A 25,426-nucleotide genomic window follows, 5' to 3' on the forward strand; every position below is an offset into this window, starting at 1 on the left:
TGGCCACTGCCCTCTGGCAGGGTTGAAGAAAAATGAGCAACTTCGTTCCGTCGAAACCTTTTTCTTTATTAACCCTAACATCTATGACCAAAACCATTGGTATCAGGCACGAAGACAAATATCTGATGGAGCGTCGGGCTGCCATCACACCTCAGCATGTGAAAAAACTTGTTGCTCAGGGGATAAAAGTAATTGTGGAACATTCCGACAAACGGGTTTTTGCGGATACCGAATATGCCGAATCCGGGGCAACCGTTGCCAACGACCTCAGGGAGGCGGAGGTGATTGTTGGCGTGAAGGAAATACCGGCGCATCATTTTGAGCCGGGGAAGACTTATTTGTTTTTTTCGCACGTGGTCAAAGGGCAGCCTTACAACATGCCCATGCTGCACACCATGATGCAAAAAGGCTGCAACCTGATTGATTACGAAAAGATTGAGAATGAGGAAGGTAAGCGACTGATCTTTTTCGGACGGTTTGCCGGTCTGGCCGGAGCCATCAACAGCCTTTGGTCGCTTGGTCAGCGCCTGAAGTACAAGGGAATCCACACTCCTTTTGCTGCGCTGAAACAAACCTATCGTTATGCTTCCTTGAACGAAGCCAGGGCTGCGGTTTCGGCCGCCGGACTTGAAATTGCAAGGTACGGCATCCCCGAGGGCCTTGCGCCGCTTGTGATAGGCATCACCGGCGACGGCAACGTGGCCAAAGGCGCGCACGAAATCTTAAACCTTCTGCCCGGAATCGAGCTATCGCCTGAACAACTGCTGGCCACAAAAGCCGAAGACCTGCCGCGCAATGTGGTGGTGAAAGTCATCTTCCGCGAGCACGATCTTTCCCGTCCAAGACAAGCCGGCACAGCATTCGATCTGCAGCATTATTACCGCAACCCTCACCTCTACGAGAACCAGTTTGAGCAATATGTGCCTCACCTGAGCCTGCTCCTCAACTGCATGTACTGGGACAATCGCTACCCGCGCATTGTGACCAAAGATTTTCTTGAAAAACTCTTCAGCGCAGGCGAACCAAAGCTGCAGGTGATCGGCGACATCACCTGCGATCCGGATGGTTCGATCGAATGTACCCACAAAGGCACCCCGATCGACGACCCGGTGTTTGTGTACAATCCATTTACCAGAAAATATAGAATGGGTTTCGAGGGTAAAGGCTTGCTGATTATGGCCGTGGACATTCTGCCAAGCGAGCTGCCACGCGAAGCCTCGATGAGTTTTGGCGATGCGCTCCTGCCTTATCTTCCGGCGATTGCAAATGCAGATTTCGGCCAAGCCTTCGAAAAGCTCGAACTTCCGTCGCCTATCCGAAAAGCCCTGATTCTGCACCGGGGCAAACTGACTTCAGCCTATGCCTACCTTGAAGCTCACGTATCAAAGATTGTTGATAATCAATAATATTCAAACAAAGCAAAACACATTTTATGAAAAAAGTTCTCATTCTCGGTGCAGGCATGGTAGTCAAGCCGATTGTCACCTACCTGCTCGAAAAAGGATTTGAGGTCACCGTGGCCACCCGTACCAAATCAAAAGCTGAGGCCATGATCGGGGGGCACAAAAATGGACATGCCGTGGCCTGGGTGGTGGAAGATGAGCAGGGATTGTCGGATATGGTGGCAACCCACGACCTTACTGTGAGCCTGCTGCCCTGGATTCACCACATTACGGTGGCCAAACAATGCATCGCGCACAAGCGCAATATGGTGACAACCAGTTATGTAAAACCTGAGATGAAGGCGCTCGACGGCCAATGTCACGAAGCAGGCATCATCATCCTCAACGAACTCGGTCTCGACCCGGGTATCGACCACATGTCGGCCATGCGCATCATTGACCATGTGCACGGAAAAGGTGGCAAGATTGACGAGTTTTACTCCATCTGCGGAGCACTGCCGGCCCCTGAAGCCGCTGACAATCCTTTCCGATACAAATTCAGCTGGAGTCCCAAAGGCGTTGTCATGGCCGGAAACAACGACGGCAAATACCTGCGCCACGGCAAACTGGTCGAAATACCCACCAAAGACCTGTTCAAGAACCCATTCAAGGTTGATTTTCCGGGAGTTGGCCCGCTGGAAATCTACCCCAACCGCGACTCCCTGCCCTACATCGAACTTTACGGCATACCTGAAACCCAAACCATGTTTCGCGGCACTTTCCGCCATCCGGGCTGGTGCGAGAGCATCGATGCCATGAAAGCCCTAAAGCTCATCACCTACGACGAATACGATTTCAGCGGAATGACCTATGCCGGCATGGTGGCCATGCTGATGGGCGAATCCGATTCGACCAACATCCGGTCGAAAGCCGCCCACTATCTGGGCATTCCGGAAGACGCCCATGCCCTCGATGCCATTGCCTGGCTGGGACTGTTCGACGAAACACCCATGAACCGGCAAAAGACCAGCCCCTTTGAGATCACTTCCGACCTGATGATCGAAAAAATGGAACTTAAGCCCGAGGAGCGCGACATGGTGGTGATGCAACACATCTTCAAAGCTAGCTATCCCGACGGAAAGGAAGAGATTATCAAATCGTCCATGCTCGATTTCGGCACCCTGGCCACCGATACAGCTGTGGCCCGGACCGTGGCCTTGCCCGCAGCCATTGGCGTAGAAATGATCCTGAACGGAGAAATTACGGAAACAGGCGTGCATATCCCCGTTTTGCCTGGCATTTACAATCCCATCCTGAACCGTCTCGAGGACATGAATATCCGCATGGTGGAACAATACGGCCTTCCCCTGTCGGAGAACATTCAATAAACCGATTTTCAATACCTTTGATAATAACCGGCATACAAGCATATGCCGGTTTTTTTTGCTCCTGCCATCACGCGATCTTCATACCGGCATTCGCACCGGCTGCGTAATGCAGGCATTGGTTACTTTTGCAAAAAACAACATATGCCGTCTTTTTTCTCCATTTTGCTCATTATCCTCGTTGCATACCTGGTGTTCGGACGTTCGCGCCGGCAAATCAGGAGACCTTCGGCAGGATTTCGTTATGGCCGCTGGATTGGCGGCGGCATCGGATGGGCGCTCGGCGGCCCCATAGGCGCTTTGCTTGGATTTGCCATCGGAAGCCTGACCGAGGAAGCAAAACAAACCGACACCGGAGCGCCTGTAACCCGACCAGGCGATTTCAAGCTTAGCCTGATGGTGCTTACTGCTGTCATCATGAAGGCCGACAACAAGGTCAAAAAATCTGAACTCAACTTCGTCAAAGACTTTCTGGTCAGGCAGTTTGGAAAGGAACAAGCTGGAGAAATGCTTTTGCTGCTGCGCGAGCTCCTGAAAAAAGACATTGACGTGCAGGCTGTGGCAAATCAGATTGGCATGATGATGGATCCGGCGGCCAAACAGCAACTGCTTCATTATCTGTTTGGCATCAGTGCAGCCGACGGGGAACTCACCGGGCAAGAAAAGTCGCTGCTGCATCGCATTTCAAGATACATGGGTATTCCGGAACCTGATTTTCAGGCCATGCTTTCGATGTTTGCCGGAAAACTATACAATCCGTACGAGGTATTGGAAATTAGCCCGGATGCGTCTGACGAAGAGGTGAAAAAAGCTTACCGCAAAGCCGCCCTGAAGTATCACCCCGACCGTGTGGCCCACCTGGGTGAGGACATTAAAAAAGATGCCGAGGAAAAATTCAAAAAAATCGCTGAGGCCTACGAGAACATCAGAAAACAACGTGCTATGGCCTGATTCATATGCGATTGCTCAACTCTCAGGAAAGTAACCGAAATAAGGACAAATACACCCCTGTGTCATATCTCAAAATTCTGGCGGCTTGATCTTGTAAAACAGGTAGCGTAATTTCGCATCAGCATAAAACATTCATTATGAACGTCATCATTGCCACCGATTTCAGCGAGTTTTCCGACAACCTGTTGCCTTATGCCACACAACTGCTGCGCAACACAGGCGGGAAAGTCATCTTGTTTCATTCCTTTGGCGATTATGTGCTTCCGGGCGAACCAGGACTTCCGGGCATGATGGAGTCGGAGGCCTACCTGAACCGCGAGCTGATGGCCGAGCTGGAATCGCAGGCACGCTTGCAGATGGCACAGGTGGAAGCGAAGTTCAGCGATATGCTTAAAACTCTCGAAGCCCATAATATTGAAATTGAGACCGTTATAAAGGGTGGCGAACCCGACATGGGCCTGGGCGAACTGATTGCTGAGCGCCATATCGACCTTGTGCTTCTTGGCACCAGGGGCAAAGGAAGAAAAGGGTTTCTCGAAGGCAGCATGGCCAGGCGCATCATGGAAAGCATACCTACCCCACTGCTGATCATACCAGAAGGATACAGCTACCGCGAAAACAACAAAATCCTCTACGCCACCAGCCTGAACAAAAACGACGAAGCAGCCATCCGCCTGCTGCTCGAGCTGCTCGACCCCTACGACCCGGAGCTGCATGTAATTCATCTGCAATGGGATATCACAAAACAGGAACCGGTGCTGCGCATGGAAACGCTGCGGCAGACATTTATCAAAGAAGTTGAACTGGGCAAACTGAAGTTTCAGCTGATTCCGGCCCGAAATGCGCGCGAAGACCTGAAAACCTATTGTGCAGCACACGACATCAGCATGGCCTCGTTCATTGCCAACAAACGCTCGTGGCTGGACTATCTTTTCCGCGGAAAGGTGGGGAAGAACGATTTCTTCGCACTGAATATTCCCATGCTCACCTTTCGCTTCGATCCTGAGCTGCGTCCCTGAAGCCTATGCTTTATCGGGCAATTTCCCTGTACCATTCGTGAAGCAGCCTTCCGACCGCTTCCTTGCTGTTGGTCTCGACCACGCAATTGCGCAATTCAGCCGCATCGAACGAAGCAAGCATGTTGAGCATCCTGTCCATTGCCCAGACGAGCTTTTGTTCATCGCCCGGCGGAACCAGCATGCCATTTGAAGGGTTGATCAGCTCCGAAATCCCGCCGACGTCGGTGGCTACCACAGGCAGCCCGCAGGCCAGGGCTTCCGGAATGACCACCGGAAGGTTTTCGTAGTTGCTGAACAATACCAGAAAGTGACCCTGCGCCAGTTGCTCAGCCAGCTCCTGGCCCTCAATCAGACCTGTAAACCTCACATATTCAAGCATATCAAGCGAAAGTGCCTGCTGTTTGATGGCATCGAAATCCATGCCTTCGCCAATCAACACACACTCAAAATCAGTACGTTGCTGCCGGAGCGATTTGAGGGCGCGCAATAGCCCGGAGATATTTTTTGAGCGGTCTTCGAAACAACTTACATGAACGATTTGCCTGGGAAAGTCGCGTTTGCGCGCTGCGGGCTGAAAGCGTGCGGTGTCAACGACATTTGGCAGGATGCGTACGTCCTGGTTCGTCATTTTATGGGCCTGCATTGCCCGGGCCAGGTTTTGTGTTACGGTGGTCAGCATGGATGCCCTGCGCACAAGAAACCTCGTCAGGCCTTTGCGCACCAGCCCTTTGAATTCGTTGCGCGAGGGGATGTAGCGCGACCAATGCTCGGTGATGAGGTAAGGGATGCCGTAGCGGACTTTGTACCACCAGGCAATCAGCGCCAGGCGGGTAAGTACATGCACGTGAATGAGGTCGGGTACGCCATGTTTCCTGCGAACCAGCCTGATTCCCAAAAAGTTTGCCCTCAGAAACCGCCAGAGATTTAGCAGCCTGGAAAACGATTTTGGAAAATAGATGACAAAAGTTGTCAGTCCGGGTTCGTTGGTTTCGACAACTTCGTATCCCCGTGACCTTTTGTCATCAGCATGCACATAAACCACCGAAACCTGGCAAAAGCTGGATACCGCTTCGGCATGACGACGAATGAACAAGCCGGGCATTGGATCGTATCTATTTGGATACCAACGCGGCAGATAGAGTACATGCAGTTTCTGGCTGTTCATTCTTTTACACCCAACACCTGATTCACCTTACCGATAGCGTTCTGAAGGCGCTGATTTCCAGCCCCGCTGATCACCGCATAGGGCCAGTTGCGTGCTTCGAGCTCCGCCCGATACAAATTAAACAAAGCATCGCGCTTGTCCGGATGTTCGCGCAGCGGATCGGGCTGCCAGGGCAGGTCGATGTCGCAAAGCAGATAAAGATCGAACTCCTGACGGTCGGTAAGCTGCCGGATGCTTTCGGGGCATGTGCCAAAGACAAACTCACTCCAGATTTTGCACACAAGCAACTCAGTATCAGCAAAAAGCAAGGGCGAATCTTTGACCATGGCATTGCGGATGAGCTGGTCCTGACGCATGGCGATGTATTCAATGTCTTCGGGGGTGTACTTCCTGCCAAGGTTTTGCAGATAAGTGCGCGCAAATTCGGGCACCCAGAGGCAGCCGTAATACACTGCCAGCCTAGAGGCCAGCCACGATTTGCCGGTCGATTCCGGACCGGTCACAGCTACTTTAAGCATACACGGCCTCCTTTCGCCAGCGGATGAGTCCGAGCACCGCCAGGATTAAAAACACAAAAAACTGAAAACTTGTGAATACCAACTCTTTATGAAAATATAACGGGACAGAAACCACATCGCCAACAATCCAGTAGATCCAGTTTTCAACCTTTTTGAGCGCCATCAGCCACATGCCGGTGATAAAGATGGCAGTTGTGAAGGCATCCATGTAAGGTACTGTGCTGTCGGTATAGCGACGCAAGACATATTGCATGACAACAAAAGAAAAAGCAGTAGATACCAACGCAATGAGATTCAATTTTCTACTGGCCCAGCTCACCGGCAATTGCGGCCTTCCTTCCGACGGCTGCAACCACTTGTACCAACCATAGACACTCATAACAAAATACACCCAGTTGATGAACATATCGGCATACAGGCCAACCTTGTAAGTGATGTACACATAAATCAGCACGCTGATGATGCCTGTCGGAAACACCAGGATGTTGACCTTCATGCTGTAAAACACGCTCAGCAGGCCAAACACAACGGCAACCAGCTCGAGGGTACTGCTCTGAATAATGTTGTCGGCAAAGAGTTGCCAGAACTCACTCGGCGTCATAGCGAATATTACGGTCGCTGTTGACAATCTTGAGCACAAACACGGAGTGCGGCAACTCGAACGACCTTTTAATTTCGTTTTGCAAAGCTTGCATTACGGCATCGTACTCACCGAAAACCTGAGTGCTTAGTCCGTTTGTAACACACTGTATATCTGAGTATTGATTTAATCTTTCAATAAATTCACGAATCGGCGGGATGTACTCTTCCACCAGGGGGTAGTAGCTTATGTCGACCGAAATTTTCATCTGTATTAAAATTTGTGTAAAATTAGCTTTTCTTCGCGTTCTCCAATCTTTCAACCGCATGAAGCAATACAGGATAATCGTCACCGGCGCGGCTCTTGCCGCCCTGGCCGTGGCAGCCGGAGCTTTTGGCGCCCATGGACTTAAAGGGAAAATTTCACCTGCCGACCTGGCAAATTTCGAAACAGCAGTGAGGTACCAGCTGATCCATGCCCTGGCCATCATACTTCTTGGAGCTATCAGTAATCAATTGCAAAATAAGCTGGCAACCTGGTCATTCAGAGCGTTTTGGTTTGGGGTGATATGTTTCTCCGGCTCACTTTACCTGCTTTCCACCAAAACCCTCAGTTCGCTAGAATTGGCCTGGTTGTGGCCAGTTACGCCCCTGGGTGGTGTGAGCATGATTCTGGGCTGGATATTGTTGGCCTTGGCTGCATACAAATCATCAAATGCCTGATCAGGATCAAGGCCGGGTCTTCTTATTATAACTTATTCATATTTAATTTATTAAATCTTCAGGCGCAGAATACCTGTCGTGAAACCTTTTTTAAATAACCTTAAAAATTAGCTTTGTGGGGCATTTGTCAGCTCAGTTCACAAACAAAAAAATGAAAAGAAAATGAAAAGTAGGATACTCATCGTGCTGGCTGTTTTATCGGGACTGGCCAGCAGACTTGGGGCACAGGAACCTTTTACGCAATTGCCGCAAAATTTTGTACCGGTCTATCTTGGTTCGTCTGTTTGGGCTGACTACGATCGCGACGGGCACATGGACCTGTATGTCACAGGGTGGCGCAGCCAGGGCGGGAGCACTTCGGCGCCATCGTCGTATCTCTACCGCAACAATGGTGATGGCACGTTCAGCGAGGTAAGCACGTCCGTTGTACCCCTTGGTGCAAGTGCGGCTGCCTGGGGTGATTTTGACAACGATGGCTATCCTGACCTCGCCGTAGCCGGGAATACGGGCGCAAGTGCTTATGATGCAAGAATTTACCGCAACAATGGCAATGGAACATTCACAGATATCCAGGCCGGGCTGGCCCCACTCCTTACCCCTGCCCTTGCATGGGGCGACCTCAACAACGACGGCTTGCCCGACCTGATCGCATCCGGCACTGCGCAGGATGGATCCGCCTTTACCGGCATTTATTACAACAATGGCAACAATACCTTCAGCCTGGCAACGGCAAGCCTGCCACAACTTACGCAGTCAGCCGTAGCAATTGCCGATCTTAATCTGGATGGCCTGAACGACATCATCATTTGCGGACGACTTGGCACATCCAACTACATATCAAGGCTATACCTAAATCAGGGCAACGGCAGCTTCATTCAGGCCTTCAGCTTCGAGCCGGCACGCTATCCAGCCATCGACATTGCCGATGTGGACGGCGACGGCCTGCCGGATGTGGTGATCCAGGGTGGCAATAACACCGATGTGCTTCACACAAGTTTGTACAAGAACCAGGGTGGCGGCAACTTTCAGCTGATTCCCAATCCGTTTACCGGCGTTTATCAGGGTTGGGCAGCCTTTGGCGATTACAACAACGACGGCGCTCCCGACCTGGCCATCACAGGCTCCAATGTGCCCACAGGTGCAACACGTATTACAAAACTCTACAGCAACAACGGAAGTGGTATTTTCTCCGAGGTAACCGCTGCCGGGTTCCCCGGCCTGCGCCGCTCGATGGTGCAATGGGGAGACATGAACAACGACGGCAAGCTCGACCTGCTGATCACGGGCTACTTCAATGTAAGCGACTACATGACAAGGGTTTATGTCAATAACGCCCCGCTTGCCAACACCCCTCCGCTTCCACCCGCTGGTTTGACGAGCAACATCAGCGGAAACGAAGTTCAATTGACCTGGCTGGCGGCTTCCGACGCACAGACACCTGTTTCATCGCTCACCTATAACCTCAGGGTGGGCACCTCACCCGGGAGTGGCAATGTGGTTGCAGCCCACGCCTTGCCCAACGGCAAACTGACCATACCCCGAAACGGCAACCAGGGCCACAGGCTCAACAAGCTGCTTCAAAACCTGCCCGATGGCACCTATTACTGGTCGGTGCAGGCCGTTGACGCTGGATTTATGGGCTCTGAATTTGCTCAGGAACAGTCATTTACAATAGGAAGTCCAGCAGCTCACGAAGTCACCTTTGTTGTAACACACAATGGCCAGGCCATCGCGCAGGCCCTCGTCGAGACCCCTGCCGGCAATGCATTCACCAACAGCCTGGGGCATGCCACCCTCACCTTGCCTGCAGGCAACCATGCCTGGTTTGTGAACAAATCGCCATTCCGCCAGGCCTTCGGCTTTGTTCAGGTGAATGCACCAACCCAGATTGAGGTGAGCCTGCAAAACGAAATCCCTGTAAATCTGCCGTTTACCGAACTTTTCAATATTGGTCAACAACCGGCAGGCTGGCACAACCAAGTGGAAAACAACAACTTTGCCCGTTGGCATTTTAATGGCACTGTAGCCATGGCAGGCACAGCCAGTGCGGGGCCGGCCAATCCGGTACATACACACCTCACCAGTCCGGAGGTGCTTACAGAAGGCCTCATCGGCAACCTGAAGCTGAGCTTCAGCCACCGGTTGACCATCACCGGAAGTGGCGCAAAAGCCCGGGTGTATGTTTACCGCCAAACCCAGAGTCTGCCGGTGTGGGAGCAGATTGCTGAATACACGCAAGGCACAGGTGGCTCAGGAGGGTTCGTAAATGTGGATATTCCTATCCCGATAAATGCCGGTGCGAGCTCAGTGCGCCTGCGGTTTGAGCTTGAGGAAACCCAAACCTCCCCAGGTTTGTGGGAAATTGACCAGGTAGAATTGCTTTATCAGCCTGCAGGCACGCATGAGGTTCAGATTGTGGCGGTGCGTCCTGCTGCTAACCTTCAGGCACCCTGGTTCATGACAGGCAGTTTTTCGCCTGCGGCTACAGCCAAAAATATTGGCCTTCAGCCCATTGAAAACCTCAGCCTGGAGGTAAGATACAACGGCGCAATCGTTAGCCAGAGCGCAGCAGTGAATCTCGCACCGGGTCAAACAAACCTCCTTGAAGCAACACCTGCATTCAACCCTCCGGCAGCTCCCGGAACCTATGCACTTGATTACAGGACAGTTGCCCCCGGCCTCGACCTGAACAGCCCAAACAACCAGAGGACTTACCAATTGATCCTCACCGACAGCACCTATGCCCAGGACTACGGCACAACCGCTGCAGTGGTAGGTTTTGACACAGGGCTTGAAGCCGGGCATGTTTTTTCGGTGGAGGGCATTCGCATAGCTTCGCTGGTTGCCAACTCAATAGGTATCCACTGGTCGCCTTCGCAAGCAAGCGGCAGCTTTGGTTTTGCAATCTATGAGCTCGCGCCGGCTTCAAACAGCATCCAACAACTTGTTTATCAGTCGCCTGCAATAAACATATCGGCCTCCGATGCCGGACAGTACAGGATTTATCCCCTGTCCGGCGCCGTAATTCTCGATTTCAACACGAGGTATGCACTGCTGTTGCAATCCAACAGCACCGAACTCCAAGTCATGTCGGACGGCCAGAATGTGCAGGGTTACCATAAAAAGACGGGCAATGAGCTTGTGCAGGTTGCCACTCCGCAGCATGGTGCACCTTTGTTGCGACTGAATGTGCAACTGGTGGGAGGCATTCCATCCGGAAAAAAAGAAACTACGGTGGTTTATCCCAATCCCACCCGAGATGTGGTTAGGCTGCTCAATCCCGGCAACGACACCAGGGCGATGGTTTACACTGCCGACGGAAGGCTTGTAATGCAGACTTTATTGATACAGGACGGGGCTGAGATCAACCTTTCGCAGCTGAAGCCCGGGCTTTACCTGATTCGCCTGTCCGAAAGCGGACGGACGACAATTGTGGAGCGCATCCCCTGAGCGTCACTTGTTATCGTGATCCGGCGTTTTCCCCAAGGCGGCAAGTTCCAGCCGGCGCTTGTACATCTGAATGGTATTTTCGATGCCAAAGTAGAGGGCTTCGCTGATCAGCGCGTGCCCGATGGAAACTTCGAGCAAGCCCGGAATGTTGGCCGCAAAATACTGCACATTGTCCAGGTTGAGGTCGTGGCCGGCATTGAGTCCGATTCCCAGTTTGTTGGCTTCGCGGGCCGCCTCCACAAAAGGAGCAATGGCCTTTGCCGGATCAGCAGTGTAATGCCGGGCATACGACTCGGTGTACAACTCCACCCTGTCGGTGCCGGTTTCCAGGGCATGGCGCACCATTTCCGGATCGGGGTCAACGAAGATCGAAACCCTGATGCCGGCTTCGTGAAAGCGCTGGATGACCTCCTTCAGGAAGCTTTTATGCCGGATGGTATCCCAGCCGTGGTCGCTGGTCAATTGGCCGGGGTCGTCGGGCACGAGGGTTACCTGGTCGGCTTTGTTGTTGATTACCAACTGAATAAATTGCTCGGTAGGATTGCCTTCGATATTGAACTCTGTATGCACGATGGGGCGGAGCAATTCCACATCGCGAAAGGTGATGTGGCGCTGGTCGGGCCGGGGATGGACGGTGATGCCATCGGCGCCAAAACGTTGGCAGTCGATGGCAAACTGCTGCACGTCGGGCACATTACCTCCCCTGGCATTGCGCAGGGTAGCCACCTTATTGATATTTACACTCAGACGGGTCATTTCGGATTTTTGCGCAAAATTACGACTTTTGAAGCCCTGAATTTTTGTTATGAGGGCAGTGATACAACGTGTAGGAAGGGCCTCGGTGAGCATTGAAAACGAAGTGACCGGCCGGATTGCCAAAGGCATGCTCATCTTGCTAGGCATTGAAGAGTCTGATAATGAAGAGGATGTGGACTGGCTTTGTGGCAAACTCAGCCGTTTACGCATTTTTCCCGACGAAAACGGGGTGATGAATCTCGACATCCAGGCTGTGGGAGGAGCGTTTCTGGTGGTTTCGCAGTTCACACTGCACGCCAGCACCAAGAAGGGCAACCGACCAAGTTATATTCGTTCAGCCAGGCCGGAAACAGCCATTCCGCTATATGAGATGTTTGTAGAAAAGCTTGCGGACACATCCGGCTGTGCCGTGCAAACCGGACGCTTCGGGGCAATGATGCAGGTGGAACTGGTCAATGAGGGGCCGGTAACCATTATCATCGACACAAAAAACAAAGAGTGACCCGTCCAGGCCACTCTTAGAAAACTGTTTTTCTTTACGAGGTTTGCTACAAAGCGTGTTCTGGTATCTTGCCCGTTAGCGTTTTGAAAAAGTTAATCAAGGTTTGCACCTCTTCCTGGTTGAGCTGTTTGCCCAGTTGGGTGTAGGCCATGATGCGGATAGCTTCTTCCAGACTTTCCACACTTCCATCGTGGAAATAAGGCGCTGTCATTTCGATATTGCGCAGCGAAGGGGTTTTGAAGACATATTTTTCTGATTCGTTGCCTGTTACTGCTGCCCTTCCCGGATCGGGTTGCGAACCTGTGAATTCGTAATAGGGGCTGTGCACCAGGCCGAAGCGCTGCATCATATTGCCTCCGAGACCTGGTCCCACATGGCAGGCAATGCAGCCGGTTTCGATAAACATGCTCAGGCCTTGTTTTTGTTCATCCGTGAGGGCATCGAATGCTCCTTCGAGGAAAGCATCAAATGCTGCCGGTGTGGCCAGTGTGCCTTCGAATTCAGCAATGGCAATTGCAAAATTATCGAAGGTGATGGGGTCGTCCTTACCTGGAAAAGCTGCAGCAAACATTTCGACATATTCAGGCATGGAACGAAGGATACGGACCACATCTTCAGGGCTTTGCAATCCCATCTCGATGGGATTGAGCACCGGCCCCTTGGCCTGATCGGCCAGGTCGGGCGAACGGCCATCCCAAAACTGGGCTACATGAAACCAGGCATTGAAGGTGGTCGGGCTGTTGCGCGTTCCCAGGCTTCCATCGTGGCCGGGAGAAACCCGCTTGTTGTCCACACCATAGGTGGCAATGGGATGGCAGCTGTTGCAACTAAGCTGTCCGTTGGCTGAGAAAGCCGTTTCGTAATAAAGTTTCTTGCCCAGCTGCGCCAGCGGCGTATTGGGATCGTTGGCAGGTGGCAAAGTAGCAAAATAACGTCTGGCCGTTTCGAGCAACATCTGATCGGCCTCGCTCATTTTTTTGTCTTTCTGACCTCCGCCACAGGCCAAAAACATTGCAGCAGCTGCCAGAAATAACCACAGGTAAGCTTTCATATCATATTGTATTGGTTCGATGAGCGAATTTAGGGAAAACTTTCGGTGAAAACAACGGGCCTTTTGATTCCGAACGGCCATGCAATTGCATTAATTTCGTTCCGAGCTAAACACGCTATATGATTTCGGCCACAAAGATTCTGAACATCGCACAAATCCGTCAAGCCGATGCTTACACGATTGCGCATGAGCCCATCAGCTCGGTCGATCTGATGGAACGGGCAGCCGGAAACCTTTACAACGCACTCAAGCCCAGGCTTGGCCGTGAAAAACAGATACTCATTTTTTGCGGAACCGGAAACAACGGCGGAGACGGCCTTGTGCTTGCCCGAAAGATGCTCGAGGATGGTTTCCATGCCGAAACTTTCGTGCTGCGCATGGGCAACAACGAAAGCAACGATTTCACCATTAACCTGGAGCGTTTGCTTGCGCTTGGCGGCAAGGTGCAGGAGATCAGCAACAAGGCGCAGTTTCCTACGATTTCCAGCCACAGCATTGTGGTGGATGCGCTTTTTGGCTCGGGATTGAGCCGGCCGCTCGACGGGACGGCCGCCGAGCTGGTGCTTCATATCAATGAAAGCGAGGCAATTGTGATCAGCGTGGACATGCCCTCGGGGCTCTTTGCCGACAAGCCCATGCCCAAAGGCTTACAGGCTGTGGTGCAGGCCGATTACACTTTTACTTTCGAGCTGCCCAGGCTGGCCTTTTTGATGCCTGAAAATGAGTTTTTTGTTGGCAACTGGCAGGTTATACCCATCTGCCTGCACCCTGATTATCTGGCTCAGGCCGACACCCATTATTACTACCTTGAGGCCGGTGGGCTGGCCGGATTGCTCAAGGGGCGTCGAAGGCATGCCCACAAGGGCGATTTCGGGCACGCCCTGCTCATTGCCGGCTCGCGCGACAAGGGTGGGGCAGCCCTGCTGGCGGCCGGAGCCTGCCTGCGCAGTGGAACAGGACTGCTGCATGTGCACCTCCCCCAGGCCATTGCACCGGCCCTGCTGGCTAAGCTTCCCGAAGCAATGATCAGCCCCGAAGATGCAGACTGCTTTACGAGGCTGCCCGAGCTGTCGCCCTACCATGCCATAGGCGTGGGGCCGGGACTTGGAACAGCGCCAGAAACAGCCAATGCACTCAAATTGCTCATCCAGCAATCGCGGGTACCGCTGATTCTCGATGCCGACGCCCTGAACCTTCTGGCTGAGCATCCAACCTGGCTGGCTTTTTTGCCCAAAGGCAGCATACTCACACCTCACCCCGGCGAATTCAGGCGGCTTACCGGCAGCTGGACCGACAGTTTTGAGCGGCTCGAAATGCAACGTGCCATGTCGCTGAAGCACGGCCTCATCATCGTGCTCAAAGGAGCATACACCTGTGTGAGCATGCCCGACGGCCGATGTTTTTTCAACAGCAGCGGCAATCCAGGCATGGCAACGGCAGGCAGCGGCGATGTGCTTACCGGCGTGATCACCGGACTGGTTTCGCGAGGCTACTCCCCCCACGAAGCAGCATTGCTGGGCGTTTATCTGCACGGACTGGCAGGCGACCTGGCCGCAGAAACATTGGGTTTCGAAAGTCTTATTGCCAGCGATATCACGGCACACCTGGGCAAGGCTTTTGCAAAGTTGCAGGAAATCAGGTTTAATCAACCCTGACCTTTTCTTCGGTGAGGTCTTCCTCGAGCCTGAGGTTGTTGATGATAAACTGCTGACGGTCAGGGGTGTTTTTGCCCATGTAATAACTCAGGATCTCAGGAATGGAAAGGTCGCGGCGCAGAATCACCGGATCGAGGCGCATATTGGGACCAATGAAGAAACGGAACTCATCAGGCGAGATCTCGCCCAAGCCTTTAAAACGGGTGATCTCAACATTCTGGCCGAGTTTGCGCAGGGCCTGCTGTCGCTCCTCATCGGAATAACAGTAGATGGTTTCCTTTTTGTTGCGCACCCTGAACAAGGGAGTCTGCAGGATGTAGAGGTGTCCGGCACGCACCAGATCGGGGTAAAACTGAAGGAAGAAAGTGAGCAGCAACAGGCGGATGTGCATGCCATCCACATCGGCGTCGGTAGCAATCACAATGTTGTTGTACCGGAGGTTTTCCATCGACTCGTCCACATTGATGGCAGCCTGAAGCAGATTGAACTCTTCGTTTTCGTACACGATTTTTTTGCTCAATCCGTAGCAGTTCAGTGGTTTGCCTTTCAGGCTAAACACTGCCTGGGTTTGCACGTCGCGACTTTTGGTGATGCTGCCCGAAGCCGAATCGCCCTCGGTGATGAACAGGGTGGTTTCGAGGCGTTTTTCGTGATTGGAGTTATAGTGAATGCGGCAGTCGCGGAGTTTTTTGTTGTGCAGGCTCACTTTTTTCACACTCTCCCGGGCCAGTTTTTTGATGTTGGCCATGTCGCGGCGTTCCTTTTCGCTCTGCATGATCTTGCGTTGCAGGGCTTCGGCCGTTTCGGGGTTCATGTGGAGGTAATTGTCGAGGTGCTTGCTGATGATGTCGCCAATGAAGTTGCGGATCGACCGTCCGTTGGGCTCCATATACACCGATCCGAGCTTGGTTTTGGTCTGCGACTCAAACACGGGTTCCTGCACCTTGATGCTTATGGCCGCCACCAGCGAGTTGCGGATGTCGGCAGTGTCGTAATCTTTTTTGAAAAAATCGCGCACGGTTTTCACAAAGGCTTCGCGAAACGCATTCTGATGCGTGCCTCCCTGTGTGGTGTGCTGGCCGTTGACAAAGCTGTAGTATTCCTCGTTATAGGTATTGTTGCTGTGGGTGAAGGCGCATTCGAAATCGTCTTCCTTGATGTGGATAATGGGGTAAATCTTGTTGTCCGGCCCGGGCATATTGCGTTCCAGCAGGTCGAGCAAGCCGTTTTTTGCCAGAAACTTCTGCCCGTTGAAGTGGAGGGTGAGCCCATTGTTCAGAAAGGCATAGTTCCACAACATTTCCTCCACGTATTCAGGCAGATAGCGAAACTTTCCGAAGACTGATTCGTCCGGAATAAAGCTGATGATGGTGCCCGGCCGCTCGTCGCACGGCTCCAGGGGGAAATCGTGCACCAGTTCGCCGCGGTGATACTCCACCACCTTGGTCTGGCCATCGCGTATGCTTTGCGCACGAAACCACGACGACAAGGCGTTCACGGCTTTTGTACCCACGCCGTTGAGCCCCACCGACTTTTTAAAAGCGCCTGAGCCATACTTGGCGCCGGTATTGATGCGGCTCACACAGTCGATCACTTTGCCCAGGGGGATGCCGCGCCCGTAGTCGCGTACCGTAACCTTATTGTCGTTGATGGTAATTTCGATCGACTTGCCATGACCCATCATATACTCGTCAATGCTGTTGTCGATCACTTCCTTGAGCAACACATAAATGCCATCGTCGTGCGAGTTGCCATCGCCCAGTTTTCCGATATACATGCCGGGCCTCAGGCGGATATGTTCCTTCCAGTCAAGGGTTTGGATGCTGTCGTCGGTGTAGTTTTCCGTCATTGAAGCGCAAGGATTTTGTGCAAAGTTAGCATTTAGCTGTCAATGGGGCACGGGCCGGCAGGCGGGGCTCAGGCAAAGATAATTTTCTGGAAACTTGACTTTACAACCAATTTGGCACAACCTTTGTCCTTTAAAACCATCCAAAAGAGAAACACATGAGAACATTTACCCTCCTTTTAGCGGCCTTATTAATGGCCGGCACCGCCCTGGGCCAGCGTAAACCGGCCACAGAAAACAAGCCCCAACATTCGGTGTACCAACAACTCAAAAAAGATTTTGAGAGAAAGGCACCACAGGCAAAAGAGGCACGCACACCCGACATGATGCAGATCATCAGGCAGCGCGATCAATACCGGCTTCTGCAAGTGGTCAACCTGATGCACTGGGAAGGACAATACGACACCATGTCGCGCACTTCGTATTATTATGAAGGCTTCAGCCATCTGCCTGCCTACACCGTGGAAGAACACCACGACGGCAGCACATTTTTTCCGGGCACCAGAATCTATTACTACTTCGATGCACAGGATCGCGATACCATGTGGGTGTGGCAGAATTACGGCGGATTTCGCGACTGGGAAAACGCCATGCGCGAGACCTGGCGATATGACAGCTACGGCAACGAATACCTTTATCTGAACGACTTCTGGGACATCAGCAGCGCCCAATGGTTGTTGCAGTTTGCCAACCGTGCCTCGCACGAATACGACAGCGCCGGCAATGTGCTGAGCATTACCTATGCCGATTATTACAATGACCAATGGTTTCCGTTCAGCCGGACAATCTTCGAATACGACAACGATGGCAGGCATACGGCCACAGTGGAGCAGTCGTGGGAAGAAATCGACGGCAAATGGGTGAATATGTGGCGTGAGGGATACCAACTCAATGCCCAGAACGAATGGGAAGTGGTAAAATACTACAACTGGAACGATTTCGACCAGCAGTGGGAACTCGAGGGCAAAGCCACCGACATCACCTGGCTCGATTTCAGCCAGTTCAAATGGCTCACCGTAACCCTGCAGATATGGGACGGACAAGGCTGGGAAAACGACCAAAGGGGCGCCTGCACCTACAACGCCAACGAGCTGCTGCTCACCTCAACCTTCGAGATTTGGGATGGCCTGGCATGGGAAAACGATTTCAGGGAACGCTATGAATACGACCAATACAGCTTCAACACCCTGGAGGTCATGGAAACCTGGGAAAACGGGGAATGGATGATCTATAATGGCCAAAAAATCAATGTGGACTACGACGCCAATGCCAACCCTGTTGTTATGGTGGCAGAATTTTACGACTGGGGAATCGGCCTCTGGGTCATCAGCGGAAAAATGCTGCTCACCTGGGAGACAGTGACCTCTTTGCCTGAACCCCTCAGCCTTGGGATGAGCCTGTATCCCAATCCTGTAACCACACAAATCCACCTGAAGCTGAACGAAAACCTGGTGGACAAAGCACAATTTGCCATCTATAATACTTCTGCGCAACTCATGCAATCCGGCAGGTTGAACGGACTGGCAATTGATGTGGAGCAACTTCCGGCAGGCATCTATCTGCTTCGCCTGCAGCACGAAGGGCGCACCACGACACAAAAGTTCATCAAACGTTGATCGCATACAGGCCGGGCGCAAGCCCGGCTTTTTTGTTAGGATGCGCGACGAAAATGCGTTGGGCCGAAAATCCTACCTTTGCTGCATGAAGCGGTTCGCTTTGACTTTTACGGCACGAATAAAAAGTCTGATGAAACATGGGCTGGCGTTATGCCTGATCAGCCAGTATTTGTCAGCGGAGGCGCAAATGCCCCTGGTAAAGATTGATTCCACCCGCGCCACCTTTTTCAACCAGAGTTTCGACAGCCTGTTTCTGGGCAGGATTCACCCCATCGACACCAACCTGCTCAATTTCAGCCGGTTCGACTGGACAAGCACAGACGAGTTTGGTATGGCAACGCTGAGCAATACGGCCAATCCTGCCAGGCCGTTGTTTTTCAGTCCCGAACTATACTACGGATACCACCTTTATCCATCGGCATACAGGCTCTACCAACGCAGCGGCAGAGACATCCGTTTCATGCAGCCCCTGGCCCCGCTCACCGAGGTGAGTTACCTGATGGGCAGCAAACGCGAACAGCACCTGAGGGTCAACTTCAGCAGGCTGGTTGCTCCGCGCACTGTGGTCGGGCTTGACTACGGGCTGATCAACTCGCCTGGATACTACAAAAACCATTTTGCCGATCAGAGCAACTTTTACCTCAACGCAAGGCACCAGACCCGCAGCCTGCGCTACGGAGCAGCAGCATGGTACTTTCATAACAAGCTGATAAACAAGGAAAACGGAGGCATAGCCAACGACAGCATTTTCGAAAACCTGCTCGAAACCGACCGCAGGTTGTACAACGTGAATCTGCTGGATGCACAAAACAAGCTCAAGATGTCGGGCTTTGGGTTCGAGCACTATTTTATTCTGCTGCCCGCCCTGCTGCACCGCGATGCGGACAGCCTGCCGCGGAAACGCAGTTTTCAGCTGGGGAGGATCACCCACCGCTTCGAATATATCCGCAACCAGGGGGTGTACACGGAGCGTTCGCCGCTCGAAAAGTTTTACCAGCCCTACGACATCGTACTCGATTCGTCGCGCACCTACGACAGCACTTACCAATCTGCGTTTATCAACAGGCTGCAATGGAGCAGCCTGGGTTATCGCGTACACCAATCCCCTCCCCCCTTGCATGTGTATGCCGGCATCGAGCTGATGAATATCCTGCAAAGCGACTCCTCCTGGACGGCACGCTATTTTCAATTGAATCCGTACGGCGGGGTGCAGATCAACCTCCTCAACTCCCTGTTTATTGATGGCCGCATTAAGGTGGTGAGCGGCAATTACGCCGGAGGCGATCTTTATCTGGAAGGCGCTGTAAAACAATATTTTGGAACAGCAAACCGAAACCTTGGCAACCTGTATGGTCAGATTTTGCTGGCCAACCAATCGCCCTCCTGGTTTGTGCAACGATACCAATCGAACCACTTCCGCTGGGAAAACGATTTTTTAAACACCCGGCTGCTGAAGCTCGAGGGTGGCTATCATTTCAGGGGACTGGCCGCCGGCGCTGTGTATAACCTTCTGGACAGGCCGGTGTATTTTGGTACCGACAGCAGGCCAAAACAATACAGCGGCACAGCTAATGTGCTGCAATTCTACGGCAAATTTCACTTTAATCCCGGCAGGTTCGACCTCATCGGCCGCATGGCATGGCAATATGCCGACAACGACAGCGTGCTACGCATTCCGGCGCTTCTTGGCCGACTGCGCGCGCTCTATACCTTCGAAGCAATAAAAGATGTGGCTACCCTGCAGGTTGGTCTGGATGCCTGGTATCACTCCAGATATTATGCTGATGCATGGATGCCCGCCCTGCGTACCTTTCACCTGCAAAACAGGAAACAGGTAGGCAACTATCCTTATGTGGATGCCCATGTGGCCCTGAAACTTAAAAGAGCGAGAATCTATTTCCAGGCTACCAACCTGTTCAGCCTAACCGGCTACCATTATTACTACACCACCCCGGGCTACCCCATGCGCGACCAACGGTTTGTGTTGGGAGTCAACTGGAGATTCTATTATTAAATACAAAAAACGGGTGACGGGTGACGGGTGACGGGGAGGAGGAATTCAAAGATTCCTGATTCAAGGATTCAAAGATTCGAGGGGCGACGGATAACGAGTGATGGGTTCCGATTATTGGATTCTGATCACGGTTCACTGATTCACTATTCACTAACTCACTGTTCACCAATCACTAACTCACTGTTCACCAATCACTAACTCACTGTTCACTATTCACTATTCACTAACTCACTGTTCACTATTCACTATTCACTAACTCACTGTTCACTAACTCACTGTTCACTATTCACTAACTCACTGTTCACTATTCTCACCATCCCATCCACACACCAAGCCCTCCTACAAGCAAGGCAACTAAAAGGTTGACAATTTTGACGGCGGCAAACCCTTTGGGCGATTCGGCCAGCAATGGCAGGGTGCCATGTCCATCCTGCGCGATGCTGCTGGCAAGCAAGATACTGAAGGGCACTGCCCCCTGGGCAAAGAGCAGCACAAACACATAATGCGGCCCCGATTCGGGAATGATGCCGATGAGCAAAGCGATAAACAGCACCGTCCACACATTCTCCGAGATCCACATCCGGAGATCTACATACAAGTTCAGCACGTAGATGAACGCCAGCACTCCCAGGGTCCAGGCAAAGATTTTGAAGAAATGTTTTTTGATGATATGGTGCCAGAGATGTTCCTGCAGGAAATGTTCCCTTGCCGATAGCACGATAAACAGCAGGATAGTAAATAAACCAATGAGGCTCAGGCGGATCCAGTCGGCCTCCCCGCCATGGTCGTGGTCGTGCGCATGGGCATGGGCATGCGCATGATCATGCACCAGACCGGCATCGCCCATAAGCGTATTCAGGTGATGTGCCCCATCCACAACTCCGGTTGCCAGCATAAAGAGAATCCCAAGAATGCCGGCCAGCAACAATGCCCGGGTAAAAGTGATGTCTCTGAGATTTTGAATTGCATAGCGCGGGTGCACCGGATTGCATTCCTCTGCATGGCTGTGAAGGGGCAGCTCGGCATGGCTTCCCAGTCCGATATGTTTGTTCTTCACCGTGTAGTGAATGACGACGCCCGCCACCAGCGCGACGAAAAACAAGATCACATTCAGCTTGAGCGCAGTAGCAGGTATGACGGAAAACATCAGAAATGCCTCATCGCCCGAGGTGGCGATCATGGTGGCTACTATGGCCGGAAACATGACCACGCGATGCACATAGAGCGAGACCATGGTGTAGGAGCCCAGGCAACCGGGAATGACCCCCATGAGCGAACCCAACACAATCTGCATGAAGGGCTTCTGCTGAATCTTTTCCGACCACAAGCCCCGGGTTTGGATGTTCACATATTCGATCACCATCATCAACCCAAGGACAAACGTAGTGATGATGAGGGTTTGCTGCAACATCAGCTGAAATGCTTCCATATTCTTGCAATAATGTTGCAAATGTAAGTCAAATCTTTCTTGCCCGATCTGCAGGCCGAGAGAGACGCATCAGTTAGTGAATTGGAGCTGGCCGCAAAATTATTGGTCGTTTGGATGGTGTAAGAAAAGCTGATGATTAATTCGCACAAGCTGCATCGATAATCAACTTTGAATCGGCCAACAACCTGCGCCAGAGGTAAATTATTACCAAAAGGAATATGGCACAAGGCTGCAGAGGCTCGGAACTCGGAAGCTCATCATTCTGGTTTCATTATTCTGATCTTGCGCCAGTGCAACTTATATGTTTGTGAGGAGATCGCAAAAAGCGCATGACTCCGTGTGGCTCACTAACTATTTTGCGGTAACTGATCAATCGGCATTTGTTTCATCCGGATCGCGAACTCCACGAATTGCATAATAGATGCCTGCCAATGAGGTGATTGCAGTAATCAGATAAAAAATGAAACTAATGGCTACCGCAAGCTCCACATTCACTCCGAACCACTTTGCACCATAGAGAAAGGTCAGTTCCCTCGCCCCAGCCCCACCAATAGTGATCGGTATGATGGTGACAATGGATGAGACCAGAAACAGAAAAAAATACGGAAGAAGATCATTGGTTTGTGCAAGGCTAAGCAGAATGAAATAGACCGAAACCAGCTGAAACAGTTGTACGCCAAGCGAATAAACGTTCATCAGCAAGAAAACAGGCATGAGCTTGCGGAAAAAAACACGCATCATGATGCAGAATGCCAAAACCAGCAAAGGGATGGCAGCGACTGACCAGACTGCAAGTTCGTTGTGCCTGTTGAGCACGATCAGCAGGAGTAAGGCCAGCAATGCCAGCATAAACACCCCCGATAAACGGTCGAGCAGGATGGCCGTAAGGCTAATACGCGCCGCGGTATGGTAACGCCTGTTCAGGTAGAAAATCTTGTACCCGTCGCCGCCAATGCCCCCGGGCAGGAAAAGATTGTAAAACATCCCAAGCAGGTAGAGCCGGGCATTTTCGAGCTGACCGATCTGCAAGCCGGAATAGCTGAACAACAGCTGCAGACGCACGGCCGACAAGGCTTTCGACAAAACGAACATCAAGGTTGCAGCGAGCAGGGGCCAAATCCGCAGCCTGGCCAGCAGGGCACCAAGGCTCTCCAGATCCAGCTTCCGGAAAACTACATACAACGCCAGCACTGAGACGATGAGCTTGAGCAGGGCAACAAGCTGTTTTTTATACCTTTTCACCAGCCTGATAGATGTTTCTGATCTGGTAATGCGGCTTGTCCTGCGACTCATAATAGGTGCGCATCTGCAGTTCGATGATGATGCCGGTAGTAATGAGTTGAAAACCGGTGATCACCATCATCACGCCCAGAAAAAGCAAAGGTTTTCCCCCAATGTCTTCACCCATTAGCTTGATAGCCAGCAGATAAAGATTGATCAATGCACCAACGAGAAAGATGAGGCCACCCCATTTGCCGAAGAAATGCATGGGCCGCTGCAGGTAGCTGCGTTGAAAAACAAGAAGCAGCAAATCGCTGATTACCTTGAAGGTGCGCGACAACCCATACTTCGAACTGCCGTGAACACGCGGATGATGCCGCACCGGCACCTGGGTGATGCGCGCTCCCTCGAGGGCAGCCAGCACCGAAATAAACCTGTGCATCTCGCCGTAGATGCCAATCCCTTTGATAAGTTCCTTGCGAAATACCTTGAGGGCACAGCCGTTGTCCTTGATTCTGACGCCTGTGGCACGCATAATAATGCGATTGGCTATATAAGAAGGTATCTTACGGATAAAAAAATCATCTTTACGGTTTACCCTGATTCCGGCAACCAGGTCGAAATTACCCTGATCGGCAGCTTCGACCATGGCCGGGATGTCGGCAGGATCGTTCTGCAGGTCGCCGTCCATTGTAACGATAAAATCGCCCGAAGCCAGCCTGATGCCAGCATGAAGGGCTGCACTCTGGCCATAGTTTTTTCGAAATTCCACAAGCCTTACCCTTTGGTCCCTGATGCTCATCAGCTTGTGCAGGGTCTGGTCGGTCGAACCATCGTTCACAAAAATCAGCTCGAAATCCATCCCTCCGAGCGCCTCCACGACCTTGCGATAAAGCGGCAAGACATTGTCCTCTTCGTTGAACACCGTAACTACGACAGATATCTTTTTCATCTCCAGATTTAATCAGCTATAACCATGGCCTGCGGTAAGTTTTAGGGCATTTCTTGCGTACCATGCTGAATACCGCACAAAGGTAGAATCAAAATGCCAAATCATCCCACAAAACTGCGGAGCATGAAGCTGCAAAAGCTGCAAAGAGGTACCTTTGCCCACAGTAAACAAGTCAATCCGAATGCCACATATCCTGCTCACCGGCATGGCGGGTTTTATTGGCTTTCATCTGGCAAAACGTCTTGCAGATGAAGGCTTTGCCATCACCGGTATCGACAACCTCAATGCGTATTACGATCCTCGGCTGAAAGCGGGTCGCCTTGCCGAACTGGGATTTGACCATCAGGTATTTGATGAAGAAACAGCATACACTTCCGGACTTTTCCCGCACATGCGTTTCATCAAAGCCGATCTGAGCAACATAACATTCCTGGACCGGACTTTTGCCGAATCGCAATTCGACCTTGTGATTCATCTGGCCGCACAACCAGGCATCCGGGCCAGCATCAGCAAGCCTTATGCTTACCTGAAAGATAACCTCGAAGTTTTTTTGAACATCCTTGAAGCATGCCGCAACCATCCGGTCAGACATTTGATTTATGCGAGCAGCTCAAGTGTTTACGGATCGAACAGCAAGCTGCCCAATGCCGAAAGCGACAAAGTGGATCACCCTGTGAGCCTGTATGCTGCCACCAAGCGGGCCAACGAACTCATGGCGCACGCCTACAGTCATCTATACGGCATCCCCACATCCGGACTGCGTTTCTTCACGGTTTACGGCCCCTGGGGCAGACCCGACATGGCCTATTACCGATTTGCCAGCGCAATAACTGCAGGCGAGACCATCGAAGTGTACAACAATGGTCAACTTGAACGCGACTTCACCTATGTGGACGACATCACCGAGAGTTTGTGCAGGCTAATCGGCCATCCGCCCGTTCAAAATCCTCCGGCTGCCATCTATAACATCGGCAAAGGCTCGCCTGTGCCGCTGCTGAAGTTCATCGCCCTGCTCGAAAAACACCTTGGTAGAACTGCCCGGAAAGTATTGCTGCCCATGCAGCAAGGCGATGTGTACTCGACACACGCCGATTGCACAAAACTTGAAACAATGGTTGGTATTGTACCCGAAACGCCGCTCGACCAGGGACTTAAAGCATTTGTGGATTGGTTCTGTCAATATTATGCAGTAGTCGAAACCAGATGACAGCC

21 protein-coding genes are annotated in these 25,426 nt (G+C 52.0%); 11 read left to right on the top strand and 10 right to left on the bottom strand.

Annotation, left to right across the window (positions count from 1 at the left end; all coding sequences use genetic code 11):
- Positions 1 to 83: 83 nt before the first annotated feature.
- The 4 genes from IPM52_06055 (at position 84) to IPM52_06070 (ending at position 4,737) form a co-directional block, all read left to right on the top strand.
- The gene (locus IPM52_06055) at positions 84 to 1,406 is read left to right on the top strand and encodes a hypothetical protein (GenBank protein ID MBK9291169.1); all 1,323 of its coding nucleotides are present in this window, start codon (positions 84 to 86) and stop codon (positions 1,404 to 1,406) included.
- Between the two features lie 26 nt (positions 1,407 to 1,432).
- Entirely contained in the window at positions 1,433 to 2,770 is a 1,338-nt protein-coding gene (locus tag IPM52_06060) for a saccharopine dehydrogenase NADP-binding domain-containing protein (protein ID MBK9291170.1), read from the top strand.
- A gap of 141 nt (positions 2,771 to 2,911) precedes the next feature.
- Positions 2,912 to 3,718 carry a TerB family tellurite resistance protein gene (locus tag IPM52_06065; protein ID MBK9291171.1) on the top strand — a complete coding sequence of 269 codons (807 nt, stop codon included), beginning with the start codon at positions 2,912 to 2,914 and terminating at the stop codon, positions 3,716 to 3,718.
- Positions 3,719 to 3,855: 137 nt separating this feature from the next.
- Positions 3,856 to 4,737, top strand: a complete 882-nt coding sequence (locus IPM52_06070; GenBank protein ID MBK9291172.1) for a universal stress protein — start codon at positions 3,856 to 3,858, stop codon at positions 4,735 to 4,737.
- A 10-nt stretch (positions 4,738 to 4,747) separates the two neighbouring features.
- Here IPM52_06070 and IPM52_06075 read toward each other — a convergent pair whose 3' ends face one another.
- From IPM52_06075 to IPM52_06090, 4 genes are read right to left on the bottom strand one after another with little or no spacing between them, the layout of a single operon-like run.
- Positions 4,748 to 5,902: a glycosyltransferase gene (locus IPM52_06075; protein ID MBK9291173.1), complete on the bottom strand. Its 1,155-nt coding sequence runs from the start codon at positions 5,900 to 5,902 to the stop codon at positions 4,748 to 4,750.
- Positions 5,899 to 6,420: an ATP-binding protein gene (locus tag IPM52_06080; GenBank protein ID MBK9291174.1), complete on the bottom strand. Its 522-nt coding sequence runs from the start codon at positions 6,418 to 6,420 to the stop codon at positions 5,899 to 5,901. Before IPM52_06080 ends, IPM52_06075 begins: the two co-directional genes overlap by 4 nt.
- The gene (locus IPM52_06085; protein ID MBK9291175.1) at positions 6,413 to 7,021 is read right to left on the bottom strand and encodes a nicotinamide mononucleotide transporter; all 609 of its coding nucleotides are present in this window, start codon (positions 7,019 to 7,021) and stop codon (positions 6,413 to 6,415) included. Before IPM52_06085 ends, IPM52_06080 begins: the two co-directional genes overlap by 8 nt.
- A complete protein-coding gene (locus tag IPM52_06090) occupies positions 7,008 to 7,268 on the bottom strand; it encodes a hypothetical protein (GenBank protein ID MBK9291176.1) in 261 nt (86 codons plus the stop codon). The genes IPM52_06085 and IPM52_06090 overlap by 14 nt, the downstream gene beginning before the upstream one ends.
- A 58-nt stretch (positions 7,269 to 7,326) precedes the next feature.
- Here IPM52_06090 and IPM52_06095 point away from each other — a divergent pair, with 58 nt between their 5' ends.
- Both IPM52_06095 and IPM52_06100 read left to right on the top strand, forming a co-directional pair.
- Positions 7,327 to 7,722 (top strand): DUF423 domain-containing protein, encoded by a 396-nt coding sequence (locus IPM52_06095; GenBank protein MBK9291177.1) that lies wholly within the window; start codon positions 7,327 to 7,329, stop codon positions 7,720 to 7,722.
- A gap of 162 nt (positions 7,723 to 7,884) precedes the next feature.
- Positions 7,885 to 11,172 (top strand): T9SS type A sorting domain-containing protein, encoded by a 3,288-nt coding sequence (locus IPM52_06100; protein MBK9291178.1) that lies wholly within the window; start codon positions 7,885 to 7,887, stop codon positions 11,170 to 11,172.
- Positions 11,173 to 11,175: 3 nt separating this feature from the next.
- Here IPM52_06100 and IPM52_06105 read toward each other — a convergent pair whose 3' ends face one another.
- Complete coding sequence (locus IPM52_06105; GenBank protein MBK9291179.1) at positions 11,176 to 11,928, bottom strand: pyridoxine 5'-phosphate synthase; 753 nt, start codon at positions 11,926 to 11,928, stop codon at positions 11,176 to 11,178.
- Between the two features lie 49 nt (positions 11,929 to 11,977).
- Between IPM52_06105 and IPM52_06110 the strand changes: the two genes are divergently transcribed.
- On the top strand, positions 11,978 to 12,430 hold the full coding sequence (locus tag IPM52_06110) for a D-tyrosyl-tRNA(Tyr) deacylase (GenBank protein ID MBK9291180.1): 453 nt from the start codon (positions 11,978 to 11,980) through the stop codon (positions 12,428 to 12,430).
- 46 nt (positions 12,431 to 12,476) lie between these two features.
- Here the strand turns inward: IPM52_06110 and IPM52_06115 are convergent, their stop codons facing one another.
- Positions 12,477 to 13,481 (bottom strand): cytochrome-c peroxidase, encoded by a 1,005-nt coding sequence (locus tag IPM52_06115; GenBank protein MBK9291181.1) that lies wholly within the window; start codon positions 13,479 to 13,481, stop codon positions 12,477 to 12,479.
- A 119-nt stretch (positions 13,482 to 13,600) separates the two neighbouring features.
- On the opposite strand from IPM52_06115, the gene IPM52_06120 reads away from it, so the two are divergent.
- Complete coding sequence (locus tag IPM52_06120; GenBank protein ID MBK9291182.1) at positions 13,601 to 15,136, top strand: NAD(P)H-hydrate dehydratase; 1,536 nt, start codon at positions 13,601 to 13,603, stop codon at positions 15,134 to 15,136.
- Here the strand turns inward: IPM52_06120 and IPM52_06125 are convergent.
- The gene (locus IPM52_06125; GenBank protein ID MBK9291183.1) at positions 15,123 to 16,985 is read right to left on the bottom strand and encodes a type IIA DNA topoisomerase subunit B; all 1,863 of its coding nucleotides are present in this window, start codon (positions 16,983 to 16,985) and stop codon (positions 15,123 to 15,125) included. The genes IPM52_06120 and IPM52_06125 overlap by 14 nt on opposite strands.
- A gap of 155 nt (positions 16,986 to 17,140) precedes the next feature.
- Here IPM52_06125 and IPM52_06130 point away from each other — a divergent pair, with 155 nt between their 5' ends.
- The gene (locus IPM52_06130) at positions 17,141 to 18,598 is read left to right on the top strand and encodes a T9SS type A sorting domain-containing protein (protein ID MBK9291184.1); all 1,458 of its coding nucleotides are present in this window, start codon (positions 17,141 to 17,143) and stop codon (positions 18,596 to 18,598) included.
- An 85-nt stretch (positions 18,599 to 18,683) separates the two neighbouring features.
- A complete protein-coding gene (locus IPM52_06135; GenBank protein ID MBK9291185.1) occupies positions 18,684 to 20,612 on the top strand; it encodes a hypothetical protein in 1,929 nt (642 codons plus the stop codon).
- 310 nt (positions 20,613 to 20,922) lie between these two features.
- Here IPM52_06135 and IPM52_06140 read toward each other — a convergent pair whose 3' ends face one another.
- The 3 genes from IPM52_06140 to IPM52_06150 all read right to left on the bottom strand — a co-directional run bounded on the left by IPM52_06140 (position 20,923) and on the right by IPM52_06150 (position 24,214).
- Positions 20,923 to 22,041: an arsenic efflux protein gene (locus tag IPM52_06140; protein ID MBK9291186.1), complete on the bottom strand. Its 1,119-nt coding sequence runs from the start codon at positions 22,039 to 22,041 to the stop codon at positions 20,923 to 20,925.
- 369 nt (positions 22,042 to 22,410) lie between these two features.
- Complete coding sequence (locus IPM52_06145; GenBank protein MBK9291187.1) at positions 22,411 to 23,283, bottom strand: flippase-like domain-containing protein; 873 nt, start codon at positions 23,281 to 23,283, stop codon at positions 22,411 to 22,413.
- Complete coding sequence (locus tag IPM52_06150; GenBank protein ID MBK9291188.1) at positions 23,270 to 24,214, bottom strand: glycosyltransferase family 2 protein; 945 nt, start codon at positions 24,212 to 24,214, stop codon at positions 23,270 to 23,272. The genes IPM52_06145 and IPM52_06150 overlap by 14 nt, the downstream gene beginning before the upstream one ends.
- Positions 24,215 to 24,395: 181 nt before the next feature.
- On the opposite strand from IPM52_06150, the gene IPM52_06155 reads away from it, so the two are divergent.
- Positions 24,396 to 25,421, top strand: coding sequence for an NAD-dependent epimerase/dehydratase family protein (locus tag IPM52_06155; GenBank protein ID MBK9291189.1), 1,026 nt, complete (start codon positions 24,396 to 24,398; stop codon positions 25,419 to 25,421).
- Positions 25,422 to 25,426 lie beyond the last annotated feature (5 nt).

The sequence above is a fragment of the Bacteroidota bacterium genome, assembly GCA_016715945.1.
In the GTDB taxonomy this organism is placed as follows: Bacteria; Bacteroidota; Bacteroidia; order Bacteroidales; family F082; genus JALNZU01.